This is a genomic window from Flavobacterium psychraquaticum (genome assembly GCF_034497725.1).
In the GTDB taxonomy this organism is placed as follows: Bacteria; Bacteroidota; Bacteroidia; order Flavobacteriales; family Flavobacteriaceae; genus Flavobacterium; species Flavobacterium psychraquaticum.
In genome coordinates this window covers 138,844-153,510 of record NZ_JAXKVR010000028.1, presented here as the reverse complement: position 1 = coordinate 153,510, position 14,667 = coordinate 138,844, and the positions used below count along the sequence as shown (strand labels likewise).

Annotated in this window: 17 protein-coding genes; 13 read left to right on the top strand and 4 right to left on the bottom strand. The window is 31.4% G+C overall.

The features are described 5' to 3' along the window. The first annotated feature begins 80 nt into the window (after positions 1 to 80). From T1L09_RS07790 to T1L09_RS07765, 6 genes are all read left to right on the top strand, one after another. Positions 81 to 650 (top strand): L-threonylcarbamoyladenylate synthase, encoded by a 570-nt coding sequence (locus tag T1L09_RS07790; protein ID WP_322550390.1) that lies wholly within the window; start codon positions 81 to 83, stop codon positions 648 to 650. A gap of 151 nt (positions 651 to 801) precedes the next feature. Continuing rightward, positions 802 to 2,217, top strand: a complete 1,416-nt coding sequence (locus T1L09_RS07785; RefSeq protein WP_322550389.1) for a CCA tRNA nucleotidyltransferase — start codon at positions 802 to 804, stop codon at positions 2,215 to 2,217. A gap of 56 nt (positions 2,218 to 2,273) precedes the next feature. Then, entirely contained in the window at positions 2,274 to 2,564 is a 291-nt protein-coding gene (locus tag T1L09_RS07780) for a hypothetical protein (RefSeq protein WP_322550388.1), read from the top strand. Continuing rightward, positions 2,528 to 2,833: a type II toxin-antitoxin system RelE/ParE family toxin gene (locus T1L09_RS07775; protein WP_322550387.1), complete on the top strand. Its 306-nt coding sequence runs from the start codon at positions 2,528 to 2,530 to the stop codon at positions 2,831 to 2,833. The genes T1L09_RS07780 and T1L09_RS07775 overlap by 37 nt, the downstream gene beginning before the upstream one ends. Before the next feature lie 2 nt (positions 2,834 to 2,835). Continuing rightward, positions 2,836 to 3,855 (top strand): COX15/CtaA family protein, encoded by a 1,020-nt coding sequence (locus T1L09_RS07770; protein WP_322550386.1) that lies wholly within the window; start codon positions 2,836 to 2,838, stop codon positions 3,853 to 3,855. A 54-nt stretch (positions 3,856 to 3,909) separates the two neighbouring features. Further along, complete coding sequence (locus tag T1L09_RS07765; RefSeq protein ID WP_322550385.1) at positions 3,910 to 4,683, top strand: CDP-alcohol phosphatidyltransferase family protein; 774 nt, start codon at positions 3,910 to 3,912, stop codon at positions 4,681 to 4,683. Between the two features lie 95 nt (positions 4,684 to 4,778). Here the strand turns inward: T1L09_RS07765 and T1L09_RS07760 are convergent, their stop codons facing one another. From T1L09_RS07760 to T1L09_RS07745, 4 genes are all read right to left on the bottom strand, one after another. Continuing rightward, the gene (locus T1L09_RS07760; RefSeq protein WP_322550384.1) at positions 4,779 to 5,534 is read right to left on the bottom strand and encodes a LytR/AlgR family response regulator transcription factor; all 756 of its coding nucleotides are present in this window, start codon (positions 5,532 to 5,534) and stop codon (positions 4,779 to 4,781) included. Between the two features lie 95 nt (positions 5,535 to 5,629). Continuing rightward, positions 5,630 to 5,998, bottom strand: a complete 369-nt coding sequence (locus T1L09_RS07755) for a 2TM domain-containing protein (protein WP_322550383.1) — start codon at positions 5,996 to 5,998, stop codon at positions 5,630 to 5,632. A 33-nt stretch (positions 5,999 to 6,031) separates the two neighbouring features. Then, entirely contained in the window at positions 6,032 to 7,375 is a 1,344-nt protein-coding gene (locus tag T1L09_RS07750) for a 2TM domain-containing protein (RefSeq protein WP_322550382.1), read from the bottom strand. A gap of 8 nt (positions 7,376 to 7,383) precedes the next feature. Beyond that, the gene (locus T1L09_RS07745; RefSeq protein WP_322550381.1) at positions 7,384 to 8,004 is read right to left on the bottom strand and encodes a hypothetical protein; all 621 of its coding nucleotides are present in this window, start codon (positions 8,002 to 8,004) and stop codon (positions 7,384 to 7,386) included. 209 nt (positions 8,005 to 8,213) lie between these two features. Here T1L09_RS07745 and T1L09_RS07740 point away from each other — a divergent pair, with 209 nt between their 5' ends. The 7 genes from T1L09_RS07740 (at position 8,214) to T1L09_RS07710 (ending at position 14,640) form a co-directional block, all read left to right on the top strand. After that, on the top strand, positions 8,214 to 9,509 hold the full coding sequence (locus T1L09_RS07740) for a chloride channel protein (protein WP_322550380.1): 1,296 nt from the start codon (positions 8,214 to 8,216) through the stop codon (positions 9,507 to 9,509). Beyond that, a complete protein-coding gene (locus tag T1L09_RS07735; protein ID WP_322550379.1) occupies positions 9,488 to 10,087 on the top strand; it encodes an HPP family protein in 600 nt (199 codons plus the stop codon). Before T1L09_RS07740 ends, T1L09_RS07735 begins: the two co-directional genes overlap by 22 nt. A gap of 27 nt (positions 10,088 to 10,114) precedes the next feature. Continuing rightward, positions 10,115 to 11,029, top strand: a complete 915-nt coding sequence (locus tag T1L09_RS07730; protein WP_322550378.1) for a glutaminase — start codon at positions 10,115 to 10,117, stop codon at positions 11,027 to 11,029. 47 nt (positions 11,030 to 11,076) lie between these two features. Then, positions 11,077 to 12,030, top strand: a complete 954-nt coding sequence (locus T1L09_RS07725; protein WP_322550377.1) for a lipid A deacylase LpxR family protein — start codon at positions 11,077 to 11,079, stop codon at positions 12,028 to 12,030. Between the two features lie 85 nt (positions 12,031 to 12,115). Beyond that, positions 12,116 to 12,664: an IS1096 element passenger TnpR family protein gene (locus tag T1L09_RS07720; RefSeq protein ID WP_322550376.1), complete on the top strand. Its 549-nt coding sequence runs from the start codon at positions 12,116 to 12,118 to the stop codon at positions 12,662 to 12,664. 114 nt (positions 12,665 to 12,778) lie between these two features. Next, positions 12,779 to 13,837, top strand: coding sequence for a nucleoid-associated protein (locus tag T1L09_RS07715; protein WP_322550375.1), 1,059 nt, complete (start codon positions 12,779 to 12,781; stop codon positions 13,835 to 13,837). Between the two features lie 143 nt (positions 13,838 to 13,980). Then, entirely contained in the window at positions 13,981 to 14,640 is a 660-nt protein-coding gene (locus tag T1L09_RS07710) for a TetR family transcriptional regulator C-terminal domain-containing protein (RefSeq protein WP_322550374.1), read from the top strand. The last annotated feature ends 27 nt before the right edge of the window (positions 14,641 to 14,667 follow it).

Below are 14,667 nucleotides of genomic sequence, written 5' to 3'. Positions count from 1 at the left end.
ACTAAATCCTATCGAAAATAACTAAAATTATTCGTTCCTTTGCAAATATAAAACAGTAATTTCATTAAAGACTTCTATTTATGGAAAATATCAATACCGAAGTACACAACGCATACGAAATCATCAAAGAAGGCGGAATTATATTGTATCCAACCGATACCGTTTGGGGAATTGGCTGTGATGCGACCAATGAAGACGCTATTAAAAAAATTTATGCATTGAAAAAACGTGTTGAAAGCAAAAGCATGATTGTTTTGATGAACAGCGAACGCATGATATACAACGTTTTTAAAGAGGTTCCTGAAGTGGCTTGGCAAATTTTAGATTTATCGGAAAACCCAACGACATTAATCTTAGACAATCCAAGAAACGTAGCCAAAAATATAATTGCTGCAGACAATACTTTAGGTGTTCGATTGGTAAATGATCCATTTTGCTTCAAATTAATGGAACGCATGAAAAAACCATTGGTTTCCACTTCTGCAAATATTTCTGGAATCTTAAGTCCTACTTCATTTAAAGAAATTAGTCCAGAAATAATAAATGGTGTCGACTATGTAGTAAATTTGCACAAAGACAAAGTGTGCAAAAATCCTTCGACAATTATTAAGTTGGGATTAGATATGCAAGTCAAGGTTATTCGAAAGTAACAATTTTAGCGAAAGAGTAACTGATTAAATAAAAGAAGTCTGACTTTTTCTTTCAAGCTAAAGTTATCAAATTGCAATACTACACATTCAAAAGATAAGAATATAAAAATATGCAAATCTGCAATAATAGCAAATTTGTAAAAATTAAAGAATGAATTACAAACAACATTTAGAACATACTATCTTCCAAATAATTTCACAAGCGGCACAAGAATTAAACTTGGAGTGCTACGTAATTGGTGGTTTTGTTCGTGATATATTATTAGAACGCGATCACAAAAAAGACATCGATATCGTTGCTGTTGGTAGTGGAATTGAATTGGCTTTAAAAGTATCGGAACTAATTCCGTTTCATCCGAAAGTTCAAGTTTTCAAAAATTATGGCACGGCAATGCTTCGTTATGATGACATTGATGTGGAATTTGTTGGTGCTCGAAAAGAATCCTATTCGCACGATAGTCGCAATCCAATAGTTGAAAACGGAACTTTACAAGATGATCAAGAACGTAGAGATTTAACCATAAATGCGTTGGCTTTTTCGTTGAATGCTGAAATTTTTGGCGATTTATTAGATCCGTTCAATGGTGTTGCCGATTTAGAAAATAAAATTATCAAAACACCTTTAAATCCTGACATTACCTATTCGGATGATCCTTTGCGAATGATGCGTGCTATTCGATTTGCAACACAATTAGATTTTCAAATCGAGGACGCCTCTTTTGAAGCGATTTCTAGAAACAAAGAACGCATTTCAATCATTTCAGGTGAACGTATTGTCGATGAATTACATAAAATATTAGCTTCTGAAAAACCTTCAGTTGGGTTTATATTATTATACAAAACCGGACTTTTAGATATTATTTTACCGGAACTAACAGCTTTGAATAATGTAGAGGAAGTTGAAGGACATACACACAAAAACAATTTCTATCACACGTTAGAAGTTGTTGATAATATTTGTCCAAATACAGATGATGTTTGGTTAAGATGGTCCGCATTATTACACGATATTGGAAAAGCTCCGACAAAAAGATTCAACAAAAAACAAGGTTGGACATTCCATGGACACGAATTTTTAGGCGGGAAAATGGTAAAAAAAATATTTGAACGTTTGCACATGCCTTTGAATCATAAAATGAAGTTTGTACAAAAAATGGTTATGATGAGTTCGCGTCCAATTGTTTTGGCAGAAGATATTGTAACTGATTCAGCTGTTCGAAGATTGGTTTTTGATGCAGGAGAAGATGTAGAAAACTTAATGATTTTATGTGAGGCAGATATTACCACTAAAAATTCTAAGAAATTTCAGAAATATCATAATAATTTCAAAATCGTTCGTACAAAAATTGTTGAAGTTGAAGAAAAAGATAGAGTTCGTGAATTTCAACCGCCTATTTCAGGAGAAGAAATTATGGAATTATTCAATTTGAAACCTTGTAGAGAAATTGGCCAACTAAAAGAAGCGGTTAAAGAAGCAATTTTAGAAGGTGAAATTCAAAATGAATATGAAGCTGCGTTAGCATTTGTACTTAAAAAAGCTAAGAAAATGGGATTAGAAAGAGTTTAACTATTGTTTCATTTGAATATCAAATCAATTTATTAATTTTACTAAAAATATGGATTATGACAATTGCTGAAGAAAAATTAGAATTGATTCAAAAGATAATCGCTTGTAACGATATCACTATTTTAATGGAGATTAAAGCCCTACTTCTTGCTGATAAAAATCAATTGAATGAACCATCTAGCTCTTACGAAAAGAAAGAAAAAATTTATGTGTTCAATGAATGGCAACAGGAAAGAATTCACAAATCAATTAAACAAGTCGAAAACGGAGAATTTTTAACTGAAGAAGAGGCTGAAAAAGATATTCAAGAATGGTTCAAGGAACAAGAAAAATTATTTGGTCAGTAAATGCCGTTGAAGTCAAGAAAAATATCTTTAAATATTGGAATAATAGAAATAAATCAACTGTTTACAGTAAAAAATTAGACCGAATTTTTAAAGAAACACTTAAACGAATGACTACTTTCTCAGAAGGTTCAATTACGACTACTTATAAAAATATCAGAATGGTACTAGTACGAGATTATTACTTAATTTTTGAAATCACTGATAAATCTATTACCGTTTTAGACATTTGGGATACAAGACAAAATCCGGAAAATTTTCCAATAGAATAAAAATGAAAAATAATAAATCGGTCATTATTTGGCTACTTTCAGGGTGTATTTTACTATTTATTATGGTAATGGTGGGCGGAATTACACGTTTAACAAATTCCGGTTTATCAATGACCGATTGGCATTTAATCAACGACACCTTCCCTCCTCTTACAGAAGAAAAATGGATAGAGTATTTTGAAGAATATAAAAAATATCCGGAATACCTTCTTGTAAATCAATACAAAGATTTTCAACTAGATGATTACAAATTCATTTTCTTTTGGGAATGGTTTCATCGTTTTATTGGAAGAATTATTGGCTTGGTTTTCATCATTCCTTTTATTTATTTCTGGATTAAAAAACAATTGGATAAAGAAACCATCAAAAAATGTTTCATTTTGTTAGGAATGGGTGCATTCCAAGGTTTCTTAGGATGGTTTATGGTCGCAAGTGGCTTGAAAGATTTGCCCGATGTAAGTCATTTCAGATTGGCAATTCATCTAACTTTCGCCTTCATTACCTTTGCTTATACACTATGGGTAGCTTTAGATTTAATCTATCCAAACAGAAGATTACCTGTTTTACAATTACGAAAAATAGCTCGAATTACATTAGTAATTTTAATTATTCAAATTATATATGGTGGCTTTGTTGCAGGATTGAATGCAGGTTTGATTCACAATCACTGGCCTTTAATGAGTGATGGCCAATTTTTCCACGATAGTATCCGTTTAGAACAATCGAACTTAGTATTAGCTTTTACGGAAGGAAAAAGTGGCGTACAATTTATCCATAGAACTTTTGCTTATTTTGTAGTTGGAATGATAATTTTATTATTCATTAAAAGTCGAAATTTCATCTTAGATAAAGCGCAAGATAATGGCCTTAAAACAGTTCTGTTTTTTGTATTCCTTCAATTTATTTTAGGAGTGTTTACACTATTATATCACGTGCCAATTTGGTTGGGTTTAGCTCATCAGTTAATGGCATTTTTGTTATTAACCGCTATGACTTTTACGTTGCATCGTTTTTCAAAATAAATAATTATATTTGGTTTCCGACTATATTGTCACATTTACATTGATATTAATTACATGTCTAAACTTGCCGAAAAAGATAAATTTTTAGATTTATCTGACTATGGAAGACCTTTTGGTAAAGCGATTGCTTTACAATTAAAAAACACCAAATTCACACCGATTCACGTAACCCTACTTTTTGGTATTTCGGGATTAATTGCCATTTATTGCATTTTAGAAAACCACTATTTATTAGCTGGATTTTTCATTGTTTTAAAATCAGTTATTGATGCTGCCGATGGCGAATTAGCACGCTTAAAAAACACGCCTTCTTATGTGGGAAGATATTTAGATAGTGTCTTTGATATTATTCTGAACTTCTTGTTTGTACTGACAATTTGTTTCGTTTCGGAAACACCTCTTTGGATGGCATTTCTTGCTTTTTTTTGCATACAATTACAAGGAACATTATACAATTATTACTATGTGATTTTACGTCATAAATCTGTCGGTGGCGATTCTACTTCTAAAATATTTGAATACAAATCACCCACAGCTTTACCGGGAGAAAAACAAAGAAATGTAGATATTTTATTCAGAATTTATACAATCGTTTATGGTTTATTTGATAAAATAATTCACGCTTTGGATAGGAACGCCTACAAAGTAAAAACGTTTCCAAATTGGTTCATGACGGCAATATCTATTTATGGATTGGGCTTTCAATTGTTGCTAATTGCAATTATGCTGCCTCTAAATCTTATTGAATATATTTTGCCGTTTTTTATAATATTCACCGTATTCCTATTTGTATTTATTGCTATCAGAAAACGATATATTAAGGCTTAAAACGAATCATAGAATTTCTCTATAGTTGTTATTTAAAATATTGATTACCATAGCTTTAAATTAAATCAATTAAACATTGAATTAACTATGCATTTCTATCCAATCCACGCTTTAAAATCAGTAACTTTTTCTCTAGAAACGACAACTTCATCGTCTTTATAGGATGGTAAAATTACTTTTAAACGCGAATTGCTATACACCTGAATTTCCTTAATTGCTTTTAATGGAATGATGAATTTTCGGCTAACGCGATAAAAATCTTTCGGATCAAGCTCCACTTCTATTTGTTCTAAAGTGCCATCTAAAAGATAGTTCCGGTTTTCAAAAGTATGTAAATAAGTTCCTTTATTTTCGCTGTAAAAACACTCCACTTCATCAATTGAAATTACTTTCAGCTGTTGTCCGATTTTTACCGAAAAACGTTTTTTGTATTCTTTACTTTCAGTTCCTAAAAGCATCTTTTTAATCATCTCAAAATCGAAAGAAGAAACACTACTTTTTTGTAGTTGATTTTTGAACTTTGTAATTGCAATTGAAAGTTCTTCTTCGTCGATAGGTTTCAGCAAATAATCAATGCTATTTAACTTGAAAGCACGCAACGCATATTCGTCAAAAGCAGTGGTAAAAATGATAGCACTTTTGATGTCGATTTGCTCAAAAATCTCAAACGATAAACCATCCGATAATTGAATATCAAGAAATATTAAATCGGGATGTTTGTGCGATCTAAACCACGAAACAGCTTCTTCAACAGAATGTAACATTTGATTCACTTCTAATCCTAATTTTTCTATTTTTCTTTGCAATAATCTTGCAGCGGGTTTTTCGTCTTCAATGATAATTATGTTCATTTTAAATATTGATTATAAGTTTAAAGAGTTAAAAAAAATAAAAGGTTTTGAGGAAAATTTCAACGGAAAAATGGGGCTAAAAACTAAACACCAAATTACTGCCAACTCTTCTTTTTTTCTTCTTCCATAAATTGTTTCATCTTTTTTTCTTCCCAATCTTGTCCAAAAATAAAATTAGGTAAGAAAACAGAAAGCCCGTGTGCTAAAAGTCCCAATCCCCAAAAGAATAAGGTAAAAAAATTCTCCAATTTAAAATAACTTTCTCCTGGATTTAAATTTTTAATATTGATTATGACAATTCCAATATTAATGACCACGTAAACCAAAGCATGTGTATAAAACCCTTTTATTTTTTTTACTCGTTTAGTTGCTTCATAATATTTCGCTTCTTCCGGTGATGAAGGAATAAAATTTTTAAAATCTCTTCTGTCTAATCGTTGATCCATTCTATTTTGTACATTCATGATTTCTATATTTTTTTTAGTTGTATTGTTTAGCTAATCCCATTTAGGATTTTTTCCATTATTTTTATTCAATATTTCTTGTATTTTTCGCTCTTCCCAAGTTCTTCCATATCCAAAAACGCGAACTGCATGAAATGTTAATCCTAGTCCCCAGCCCAACATTGGGAACCAAAACCACTGAAAACCCGAAAAAGTATTTAAGTTAATAAAAATTAAAACAGGAATTACAATTAAATACGAAATCAAACTTCCATAAAATTCCTTCAATTCTTTTACTCTACTCGCAGCTCTTTCATAAGCTGAATTTTCATAATAATTTAATGATGTTTCCATAACTGATATTTGTTTTGTTAAAATTGGTAATTTTATCTTGAACGTCAATTCATTGTCTTGCACCTTTACATTTCTCGAAGTCAAAATGGCATATCTACTAACAATATTTTGTAATCCAACTCCTTTTCGCTCTTGTAAAACTTCTTTTTTTTGTTTGTTATTTTCAATTATTAATTCGTTCCCTTCAATTGAAATTTTAATGTGAAGTGGTTTTTTTTCACTTGCAATATTATGTTTAATGCAATTTTCTAATACCAACTGAAGAGAAAGCGGCACTACTTTTGCATTTTCATCTTCAAAATTATCTGGAATTTCGAAGGTTATACTATTTTCAAAACGCATCATCAATAAATTCATATACGTTTTGGCAAAGTGCAATTCTTCCGAAACAGAAACCAAATCTTTATCTTTTTGTTCTAAAACATAACGATAAATCTTCGACAATGAAGTGGTAAATTTTTGTGCATTTGCTGGATTTTCCTCAATTAGTGAACTCAAAACATTCAGACTATTAAATAAAAAATGCGGATCAATTTGATTCTTTAAGCTTTCAAACTGAGCAGAAGCAGTTCCTGCAATTATTTTTTGTTCTTTTACCTTATTTTCTTGATAGGCCTTGTAAAAATAAAAAGCGTGAAAAGCCAAGGTGATGAAAAATGTCAAAATAATTGCAACCAAGTAATTAGCTGTTCCTTCATTTTTAATAAAGTCCGAAAAATTAGTTCCTTCGATTATTACATCTTCAAAAATACGAAGTAAGAAAATAACTAAAATTGAAATTACAAATGAACCTAAAAAGCCAATTAAAATTCTTCTTTTTGTAAAGCGTTCGGCTTTAAAAATAGTATCTAAATAAATGAACAAGATGGCGTTAGCAAAATATAAGGCAAATCCGTAAAGAAAAGTATATCCAAAATTGATGACTAAATCCTTATTCACTGCCACGTTTATTCCACTTATCAATCGTATTACTACCAAAACTAAAAATACGGAAACGGATATTATTATCGCTCTTGGAACTTCTTTTATAAGTTTTTGTATCATTTTTGTGCTTATTTACAGTTTTTCGATGCTTCTTGAGCTTTTTCTAAACCCCAATTTGGATGCGAAGGAGTTTCAGGTTTAAAAGTAGCAAAAAGTTTGATTGATTTTTCAATTTGGCCACACATAGGTTGCGTATCTTGACCAAAATAATTTGCCATTCCCATTTCAAAAGAAGCTTTTTGAAAAACAACTCTTGGGTTTTCGGGAGCAATTTCATAAGCTCTATTAAGTAGAGACACGACATCTTCAGATAAAGTCCGGCCATAAGTCATCGGGTCATAAACAATCCAAGCCGTGTGAATCATAGCTTGCATCACTAAAACTTCCGGATTATCGCCAGCCAAACGATTACAAATATCTTGTGCTTTTTGTGCATTTTGTAATAATTCGATTGTTATTACTTTATCTTTTTCATCAAACGCTTGAATCGTATTTGACAATGCGACGTAATAATTTGGCAACCAATTCGCTTTTTCAACTGAAGCAATTCGTTCAAATTGCATTAAAGCTTCCGAAGTTTTGCCTTCTTTTAAGGTTTTTAAAGCCGAAGCCATTCCTTGATCAAATTTTGTTTGTGCTGTTACAACCGAAGCAATAAACAGGGCAATAAATGTAATAATTCGTATCATAATGTTAAAGATTTAATTGGTATTGAAATTGATTTTGAACTTGTTCCTGTTTGATGATTCAAAATTGCGATACTTCACACATTTTAAAAATTTATGTTGACCGAATTGTACTTTTTTACGGATGAATTGTATTTTTTAACTTTATTATAAACGTTATTATTTTCATAAGACTTAATTTTGCACTTTCACTTCATTTCCAAACTTGATTTATGAGCACTATAACTCACGTAAAAAAGCACTTTGTATTTATAAAATATCAAAAACTTATTATAGCCGCAATAGTAATTGGTTTTTTAGCTTCATTTTTAGCCATATCCTTAAAAAGAGGAACCGAACATTACGAAGAATTACTTTTTAATCAAGCTTCAAAAAATAATGTTTTATTGTTCGTGTTTCCTTTAATCGGTTTGACGATTATTGCTTTTTTACGATATTATTTGTTCAATAATAAAGCGAACAAAGGCATCAAGGAAATATTTGAAACTACCGAAAAAAGAAAAAACAGTTTACCGATTTACAAAATTCCTTCGCACTTCATCAATGGTTTATTTACCGTGATTTTTGGTGGCTCTACTGGAATTGAAGTTTCAACCGTTGTAGCTGCTGCAACAATTGGTTCGATAACCCAACAAAAAGAAAATTTATTAAATCGCCATAAATTAGAATTGATTTGTGCGGGTGTTGCTGCTGGAATTACCGCCCTATTCTTCAGTCCTTTTGCGGGAATTCTATTTGCTTACGAAGTAATTTCTAAAAAATTATCGAAAGCTTTTATTTTAGTTACTACAATTTCAGTTACAGTTTCGATTATAATTTGTTTGTTATTAAACGAAAAACCACTATTTAAAGTCGTCATCCAAGAATGGCAATGGAAAGCTTTTCCCTATTTCATTTTACTAGGAATTGTTGCGGGAATGAACGCGGTTTATCTTACAAAAACAGTACTATTCTTTAAAGCAAAATTCGCTACGTTCAAGAAAAATTCGACAAAAGTGATTATTAGTACGGTTTTCATAAGTATCGGATTATTCATTTTACCTCAATTATACGGTGATGGTTATCACGCAATCAAAGAAAATTTAGCAAATTCTAACACTTTGGTATTAACAATTCCACTATTCATCACGATTATCGGAATCATCATTTTCAAGCCGATTCTAACTTCACTTACACTTGCTGGCGGTGGCGATGGCGGCGTTTTTGCACCAAGTATTTTTATGGGTGGATTTATCGGTTTATTATTAGCCGTATTGCTGAATACTTTTTTTAATGCCAATGTAATTCCTCTAAATTTTATGATTATTGGAATGGGTGCGATGTTAAGTGCTAGTATTCACGCACCATTTACCGCTATTTTTTTAACTTGTGGCTTAGTCAATGATTACAGTTTATTATTTCCTATTTTAGTAACTTGCTTGGTTGCTAAATACGTTTCAAAAAGAATTTATCCTTTTACCGTTTATAGTTTCGCAAAAAATAAAGTATGTCTTCAAGAAAAAAAATAAAACGTAATTACAGAAAAGCAAAATACGTATTTTATAGAGAAACATTAATCGATTACCGAGAACATTTTTGGGCTTTTGTGGGCTCTTTTATAGGATTGGGATTAATTAGTATGCTACAATTTAAAATTTTTACACCGCAAGATTACGTTTTTTTAATCGGCTCATTTGGTGCTTCTTCCGTGCTAGTTTATGGCGTGATTGAAAGTCCGCTGGCACAACCTCGAAATTTAATTGGTGGTCACGTGGTTTCAGCATTAGTTGGTGTTTCCATCCAAAAGTTATTTCCCGATTTAATTTGGATCGCCGCACCACTTGCCGTTTCTTTATCCATCATAATGATGCAAGTTACTAAAACCTTACATCCGCCTGGTGGTGCTACGGCTTTGATTGCTATTGCAGGTTCAGAAAAAGTGAAAGAATTAGGTTATTGGTATGTTGTTTCTCCCGTTTTATTGGGAACAATAATCTTATTAATTACGGCTTTGGTGTTTAACAATATGTCGTCAAAAAGGCAATATCCAGCAAGTGGAAACTTTTTATCGAAAAAAGAACTTAAAAAACGAATCCCTTTTCTGTAAGTTTGTACTTTCAATAAAAACAGATTTATGGCATTTCAAGACATTTTAGATTCAATTTATACCGAAGTTCTTCAAGTTGAAAATACTGGAAAAGCTGCTGATTACATTCCAGAATTAGAAAAAGTAAATGCAGATAAATACGGAATTGCTTTAGTTGATAAATATCAAAATGTATTTACGAAAGGCGATGCAGATGAGAAATTTTCAATTCAAAGTATCTCGAAAGTAATTACAACGGCTTTAATTTTTTCGAAAATTGGAAATGATTTATGGAAACGTGTTGGTAAAGAACCTTCTGGAAATGCTTTTAATTCGTTAATTCAGTTGGAATTTGAAAAAGGAATTCCGAGAAATCCATTCATCAATGCTGGTGCTTTGGTAATTGCCGACTTAATGCTAGAACATTTCGAAAATCCAAAAGAATATTTACTAAATTTTGTACGAGAACTGTCCGAAAATCCAACGATATATTACAATCAAAATGTAATTCAATCGGAAACTGAAAATGGATTTAGAAATGCGGCTTTGGTTAATTTTATAAAATCGTTTGACAACATCAAACACAAACCCGAAGAGGTTTTAGACTTTTATTACCATCAATGTTCGATTGAAATGACTTGCGTGGATTTGGCCAAATGTTTTCAAGTATTTTCAAATAATGGTGTAATTCCGCAAAGCGACAAACAATTTCTAACGTCAAGCCAATGCAAAAGAATGAATGCGTTGATGCAAATGTGTGGCTTTTATGATCAAGCGGGCGAATTCACCTTTAAAGTAGGTTTACCCGGGAAAAGTGGTGTTGGCGGTGGCGTTGTTGCCGTTTTTCCAAATCATTATACCGTAGCCGTTTGGAGTCCGAAATTAAATAAAAAAGGAAATTCATTTTACGGTTTAGAAACCTTAGAACGCTTGACAACCGAAACTTCTTTATCCATATTTTAAATTTTATTTCAAGAAACCTAAAACAAGAAATCTTCGTATATAAATGTATGCGAAAATTATTCTTACTCCTGCTTATATCTATTTTACCGAAAACAATAGTTGCTCAAAAAATAGATAATATGGTTGCTTTTAGAACCAGTAAAAGTGATAGTTATTTTAGGTTTAACTATGAAAACGACTATTTTGCTTCCACAGATGAAAATTATACGCAAGGTTATAATTTAGAACTCGTGTTGCCTGTTTTTAAAAAGAATCCAATCAACTATCTTTTTTATAAACCTGAAAATAGTGCTATCAAATATGGTTTAGCACTAGAACATATTGGATTTACGCCAGACGCTTACGAAAAAACCGAAATTCAATATAACGATCGTCCTTTTGCATCAGCCATAATGCTAAAAAGTTTTATAATAGCAACCGATACGATTCAAAAAAGCAACTTTACTTCTTCATTCAGTTTAGGAATAATCGGTCCAGGAGCATTTGGAAAAGAAATGCAAGTTGGCATTCACGAAGCCACCGGAAATGTTATTCCGCAAGGATGGCGAAATCAAATTAAAAACGACGCCGTTGTCAATTATGAAATCGCTTACGAAAAACAACTTGTCCGACTAAAAAATATATTTTCATTGCAAACTAAAACAACATTGAAAGTCGGAACGTTACACACAAACGCTTCCGTTGGATTAAATGCTACAATCGGACTTATAAATAACGCATTTAATTCCTCAAAAGACACCTTCAATTTCTATTTTTATACACAACCTGTCGTTAGTGTTATTGGTTATGACGCTACTTTACAAGGCGGATTATTTAACAGAGAAAGTCTTTATGTAATTGGAAGTAATGACATCAATCGCTTTACAGCCCAACATAATTATGGTTTTATTTTAAAAACGAAAACACTTTATTTTGAATATTCCAGAAGTAGCATTACCAAAGAATTCAAATATGGAACTGCTGCAAAATGGGGCGGAATAAGAATTGGATTTACGTTCTAATAAAATCTTATTAACAATTCTCAAATAGCAAATGGCAAATCGTAAATAATACTTACTTTTGTAGTTCTTAAAAATTACAACCCTTATGATTTATAAATTCCGAGCTATTCTCGATGCAGAAGATGATATTTTTAGAGATATCGCGATAGAAAGTGACGCTACTTTAGAAGATTTACACAATGCCTTAATCAATGCTTTTGGTTTTGATGGAACAGAAGTTGGTGCATTTTATACTTGTGGAAAAGACTGGGCTTGGCACGAAGAAGATGGAATTCCAATGTTTGATACAGGCGATATTCCAGGTGAAATCAAAACAATGGCCGAGTACAAATTAGACGATTTAGTACACGAACAAAATACCAAATTAGTTTACATTTATGACTTATTTTCAATGTGGACCTTCTTCTTAGAATTAGCTGCAATTGAAGAGAAAATTCCGGGTGAAATCTATCCTTCACTTTTGTTTTCGCACGGTGAATTACCAGACGAAGCAGGTCAAAGTGGTTTAAGAGGCGATTTATCAAACGACGATATGTTTGGTGAATTTGAAGACGATTTAGACGACGATGATCTAGATATGTTTGAAGGCGACGAAGGCTTCGAAGATATGGGTTTTGAAGAAAACTGGAATTAATTTTAAAGGTTAAAAGATTGAAGGTTCTAAGTTTAGAAGGGATTCCTATTAAACAAAAAGCCTATTAAACTTTTAAACGCATAAACTCATAAACTCATAAACATTTTATAAAAAATGATCAATCTATTTAATACTCATATTGAGAATTTATCCATTCACCGCGTTGGAAACAAAAGTAGAAACGAAGCCTTGTTTTTATCAGACAATCCATATGGTTTGAATGATGAAATTATGCCTTTGTTAAAAGAATACTTCTTCAAATCGTTTAGAGAAAAAGAAGAAAACTACTATCAATTTGCACACGAAGTAGATTTAGAATACAACGATATGTATAATTTCGCAAGGGAAGTTTTCAATAATCCAAGCGAGATTCATAACGTATCTAAAAAAATCACAAAACACCTTTTTGAGCAATCAAATCATCCGCACATTAAAAACGGAGAAGTTTATGTGGCATATCTTTCACACGTTTCTATTGACAATAATGTAGTCGATGCAATTGGAATTTTCAAAAGTGAATTACAAACCGATTTCTTACAATTCGAAGAAAACGGAAGTAATTTGGAAATGATTTTACAACAAGGAATCAACTTAAACAAGTTAGATAAAGGTTGTTTAATTTTCAATTACAAAAAAGAAGAAGGTTATAAAATTTTAACGGTAGACAGCAATCGATACGATGCACGTTATTGGTTAGAGCATTTCTTATCAGTCGATGCTTTTCAGGACGAAAACTTTATGACTAAGAAATATTTAAAATTCTGTCAAGAGTTTGCAAAAGAAGTGGTGCTTCCGGCAGAAGACAAGCAACAAGAAGTTTTGTTTATGAACCGTGCCATCAATCACTTTGCGAAGAATGATGAGTTTGAAGAAACCGCTTTCTTGAATGAAGTAATGCAAAATCCGGAGTTTATTCCCGAATTTAAAAATTACAAAGTTGATAAAGGTGCAAAATATAGCATTGAAGACGTTTCCAAGTTTCCAATCGCAAATGCTGCGGTTACAGATGTGCGTCGTACTTTGAAAAACACAATTGTTTTAGATACCAATATCCAGATCAAATTAGATTTCATCAACCCAGAAAGTGCAGAGAAATTTGTAGAGAAAGGTTGGGACGAAGAAAAACAAATGTATTATTACTTGGTGTATTTCAACAAAGAACAAAAATCATAAGTTATTGCATTTAAAAAATACCAAGCCTCAGCTATTCATTTAGTTGAGGCTTTTTTTTGAAAGAACTTTAACACAATATTTTGTTTAATCATTTTACTTTTTAATTAAACGTTTTGTATCTTTGATAAAAATATAAAAGTATTATGGCAAAGAAAAAAGAAATTACCAAACAAGATATAGTAGGTTTTTACATTGATTATTTTTTAGAAAATAACAAACAACCTGAATCCGTTTACAAATTTGCGAAGCATTATGGGTTCGAAGAGCCTTTGTTTTACGCTACTTTTTCTTCATTCGAACAAATTGAAAAAACGTATTTCTCTTCGTTGTTTGAGCAAACCATTTCTTTATTAGAAAAAAGTGAAGATTTTGCAGGATACGATGCAAGAACAAAATTATTAAGTTTCTATTTCACTTATTTCGAAATGCTGACAGCAAACAGAAGTTTCACATTAGCACTTTTACAACAAGACAAAAACAAGTTGAAAAACTTAGCAAAACTTTCTGAATTCAGAAAACATTTCATCAACTTTTATAACGAACTAGAAATAGAGAAAATCGATTTAAAACAAGAAAAATTAGTCGAAATTCAAGAAAAAAGTATGAGCGAAATGGCTTGGTTCCAATTGCTAATTACTTTAAAATTCTGGATGGATGATACTTCGCTATCGTTTGAAAAAACAGATATATTCATTGAGAAATCGGTAAACACTAGTTTTGATTTGATGGACATTGCTCCGTTAAAAAGTCTAATTGACTTCGGTAAATTTATGTGGAAAGAAAAAGTTTCGTTTAAAATGTAATTTCCTTCAAACAAAAAGTTTGAGAAC

Excerpts from the sequence above, each read along its gene's own strand:
- T1L09_RS07735 (WP_322550379.1), top strand. The coding sequence starts at position 9,488 with ATGTCTTCAAGAAAAAAAATAAAACGTAATTACAGAAAAGCAAAATAC.
- T1L09_RS07740 (WP_322550380.1), top strand. The coding sequence starts at position 8,214 with ATGAGCACTATAACTCACGTAAAAAAGCACTTTGTATTTATAAAATAT.
- T1L09_RS07785 (WP_322550389.1), top strand. The coding sequence starts at position 802 with ATGAATTACAAACAACATTTAGAACATACTATCTTCCAAATAATTTCA.
- T1L09_RS07790 (WP_322550390.1), top strand. The coding sequence starts at position 81 with ATGGAAAATATCAATACCGAAGTACACAACGCATACGAAATCATCAAA.
- T1L09_RS07780 (WP_322550388.1), top strand. The coding sequence starts at position 2,274 with ATGACAATTGCTGAAGAAAAATTAGAATTGATTCAAAAGATAATCGCT.
- T1L09_RS07770 (WP_322550386.1), top strand. The coding sequence starts at position 2,836 with ATGAAAAATAATAAATCGGTCATTATTTGGCTACTTTCAGGGTGTATT.
- T1L09_RS07725 (WP_322550377.1), top strand. The coding sequence starts at position 11,077 with ATGCGAAAATTATTCTTACTCCTGCTTATATCTATTTTACCGAAAACA.
- T1L09_RS07775 (WP_322550387.1), top strand. The coding sequence starts at position 2,528 with ATGGTTCAAGGAACAAGAAAAATTATTTGGTCAGTAAATGCCGTTGAA.
- T1L09_RS07745 (WP_322550381.1), bottom strand. The coding sequence starts at position 8,004 with ATGATACGAATTATTACATTTATTGCCCTGTTTATTGCTTCGGTTGTA.
- T1L09_RS07750 (WP_322550382.1), bottom strand. The coding sequence starts at position 7,375 with ATGATACAAAAACTTATAAAAGAAGTTCCAAGAGCGATAATAATATCC.
- T1L09_RS07730 (WP_322550378.1), top strand. The coding sequence starts at position 10,115 with ATGGCATTTCAAGACATTTTAGATTCAATTTATACCGAAGTTCTTCAA.
- T1L09_RS07765 (WP_322550385.1), top strand. The coding sequence starts at position 3,910 with ATGTCTAAACTTGCCGAAAAAGATAAATTTTTAGATTTATCTGACTAT.
- T1L09_RS07760 (WP_322550384.1), bottom strand. The coding sequence starts at position 5,534 with ATGAACATAATTATCATTGAAGACGAAAAACCCGCTGCAAGATTATTG.
- T1L09_RS07755 (WP_322550383.1), bottom strand. The coding sequence starts at position 5,998 with ATGAATGTACAAAATAGAATGGATCAACGATTAGACAGAAGAGATTTT.
- T1L09_RS07720 (WP_322550376.1), top strand. The coding sequence starts at position 12,116 with ATGATTTATAAATTCCGAGCTATTCTCGATGCAGAAGATGATATTTTT.
- T1L09_RS07710 (WP_322550374.1), top strand. The coding sequence starts at position 13,981 with ATGGCAAAGAAAAAAGAAATTACCAAACAAGATATAGTAGGTTTTTAC.
- T1L09_RS07715 (WP_322550375.1), top strand. The coding sequence starts at position 12,779 with ATGATCAATCTATTTAATACTCATATTGAGAATTTATCCATTCACCGC.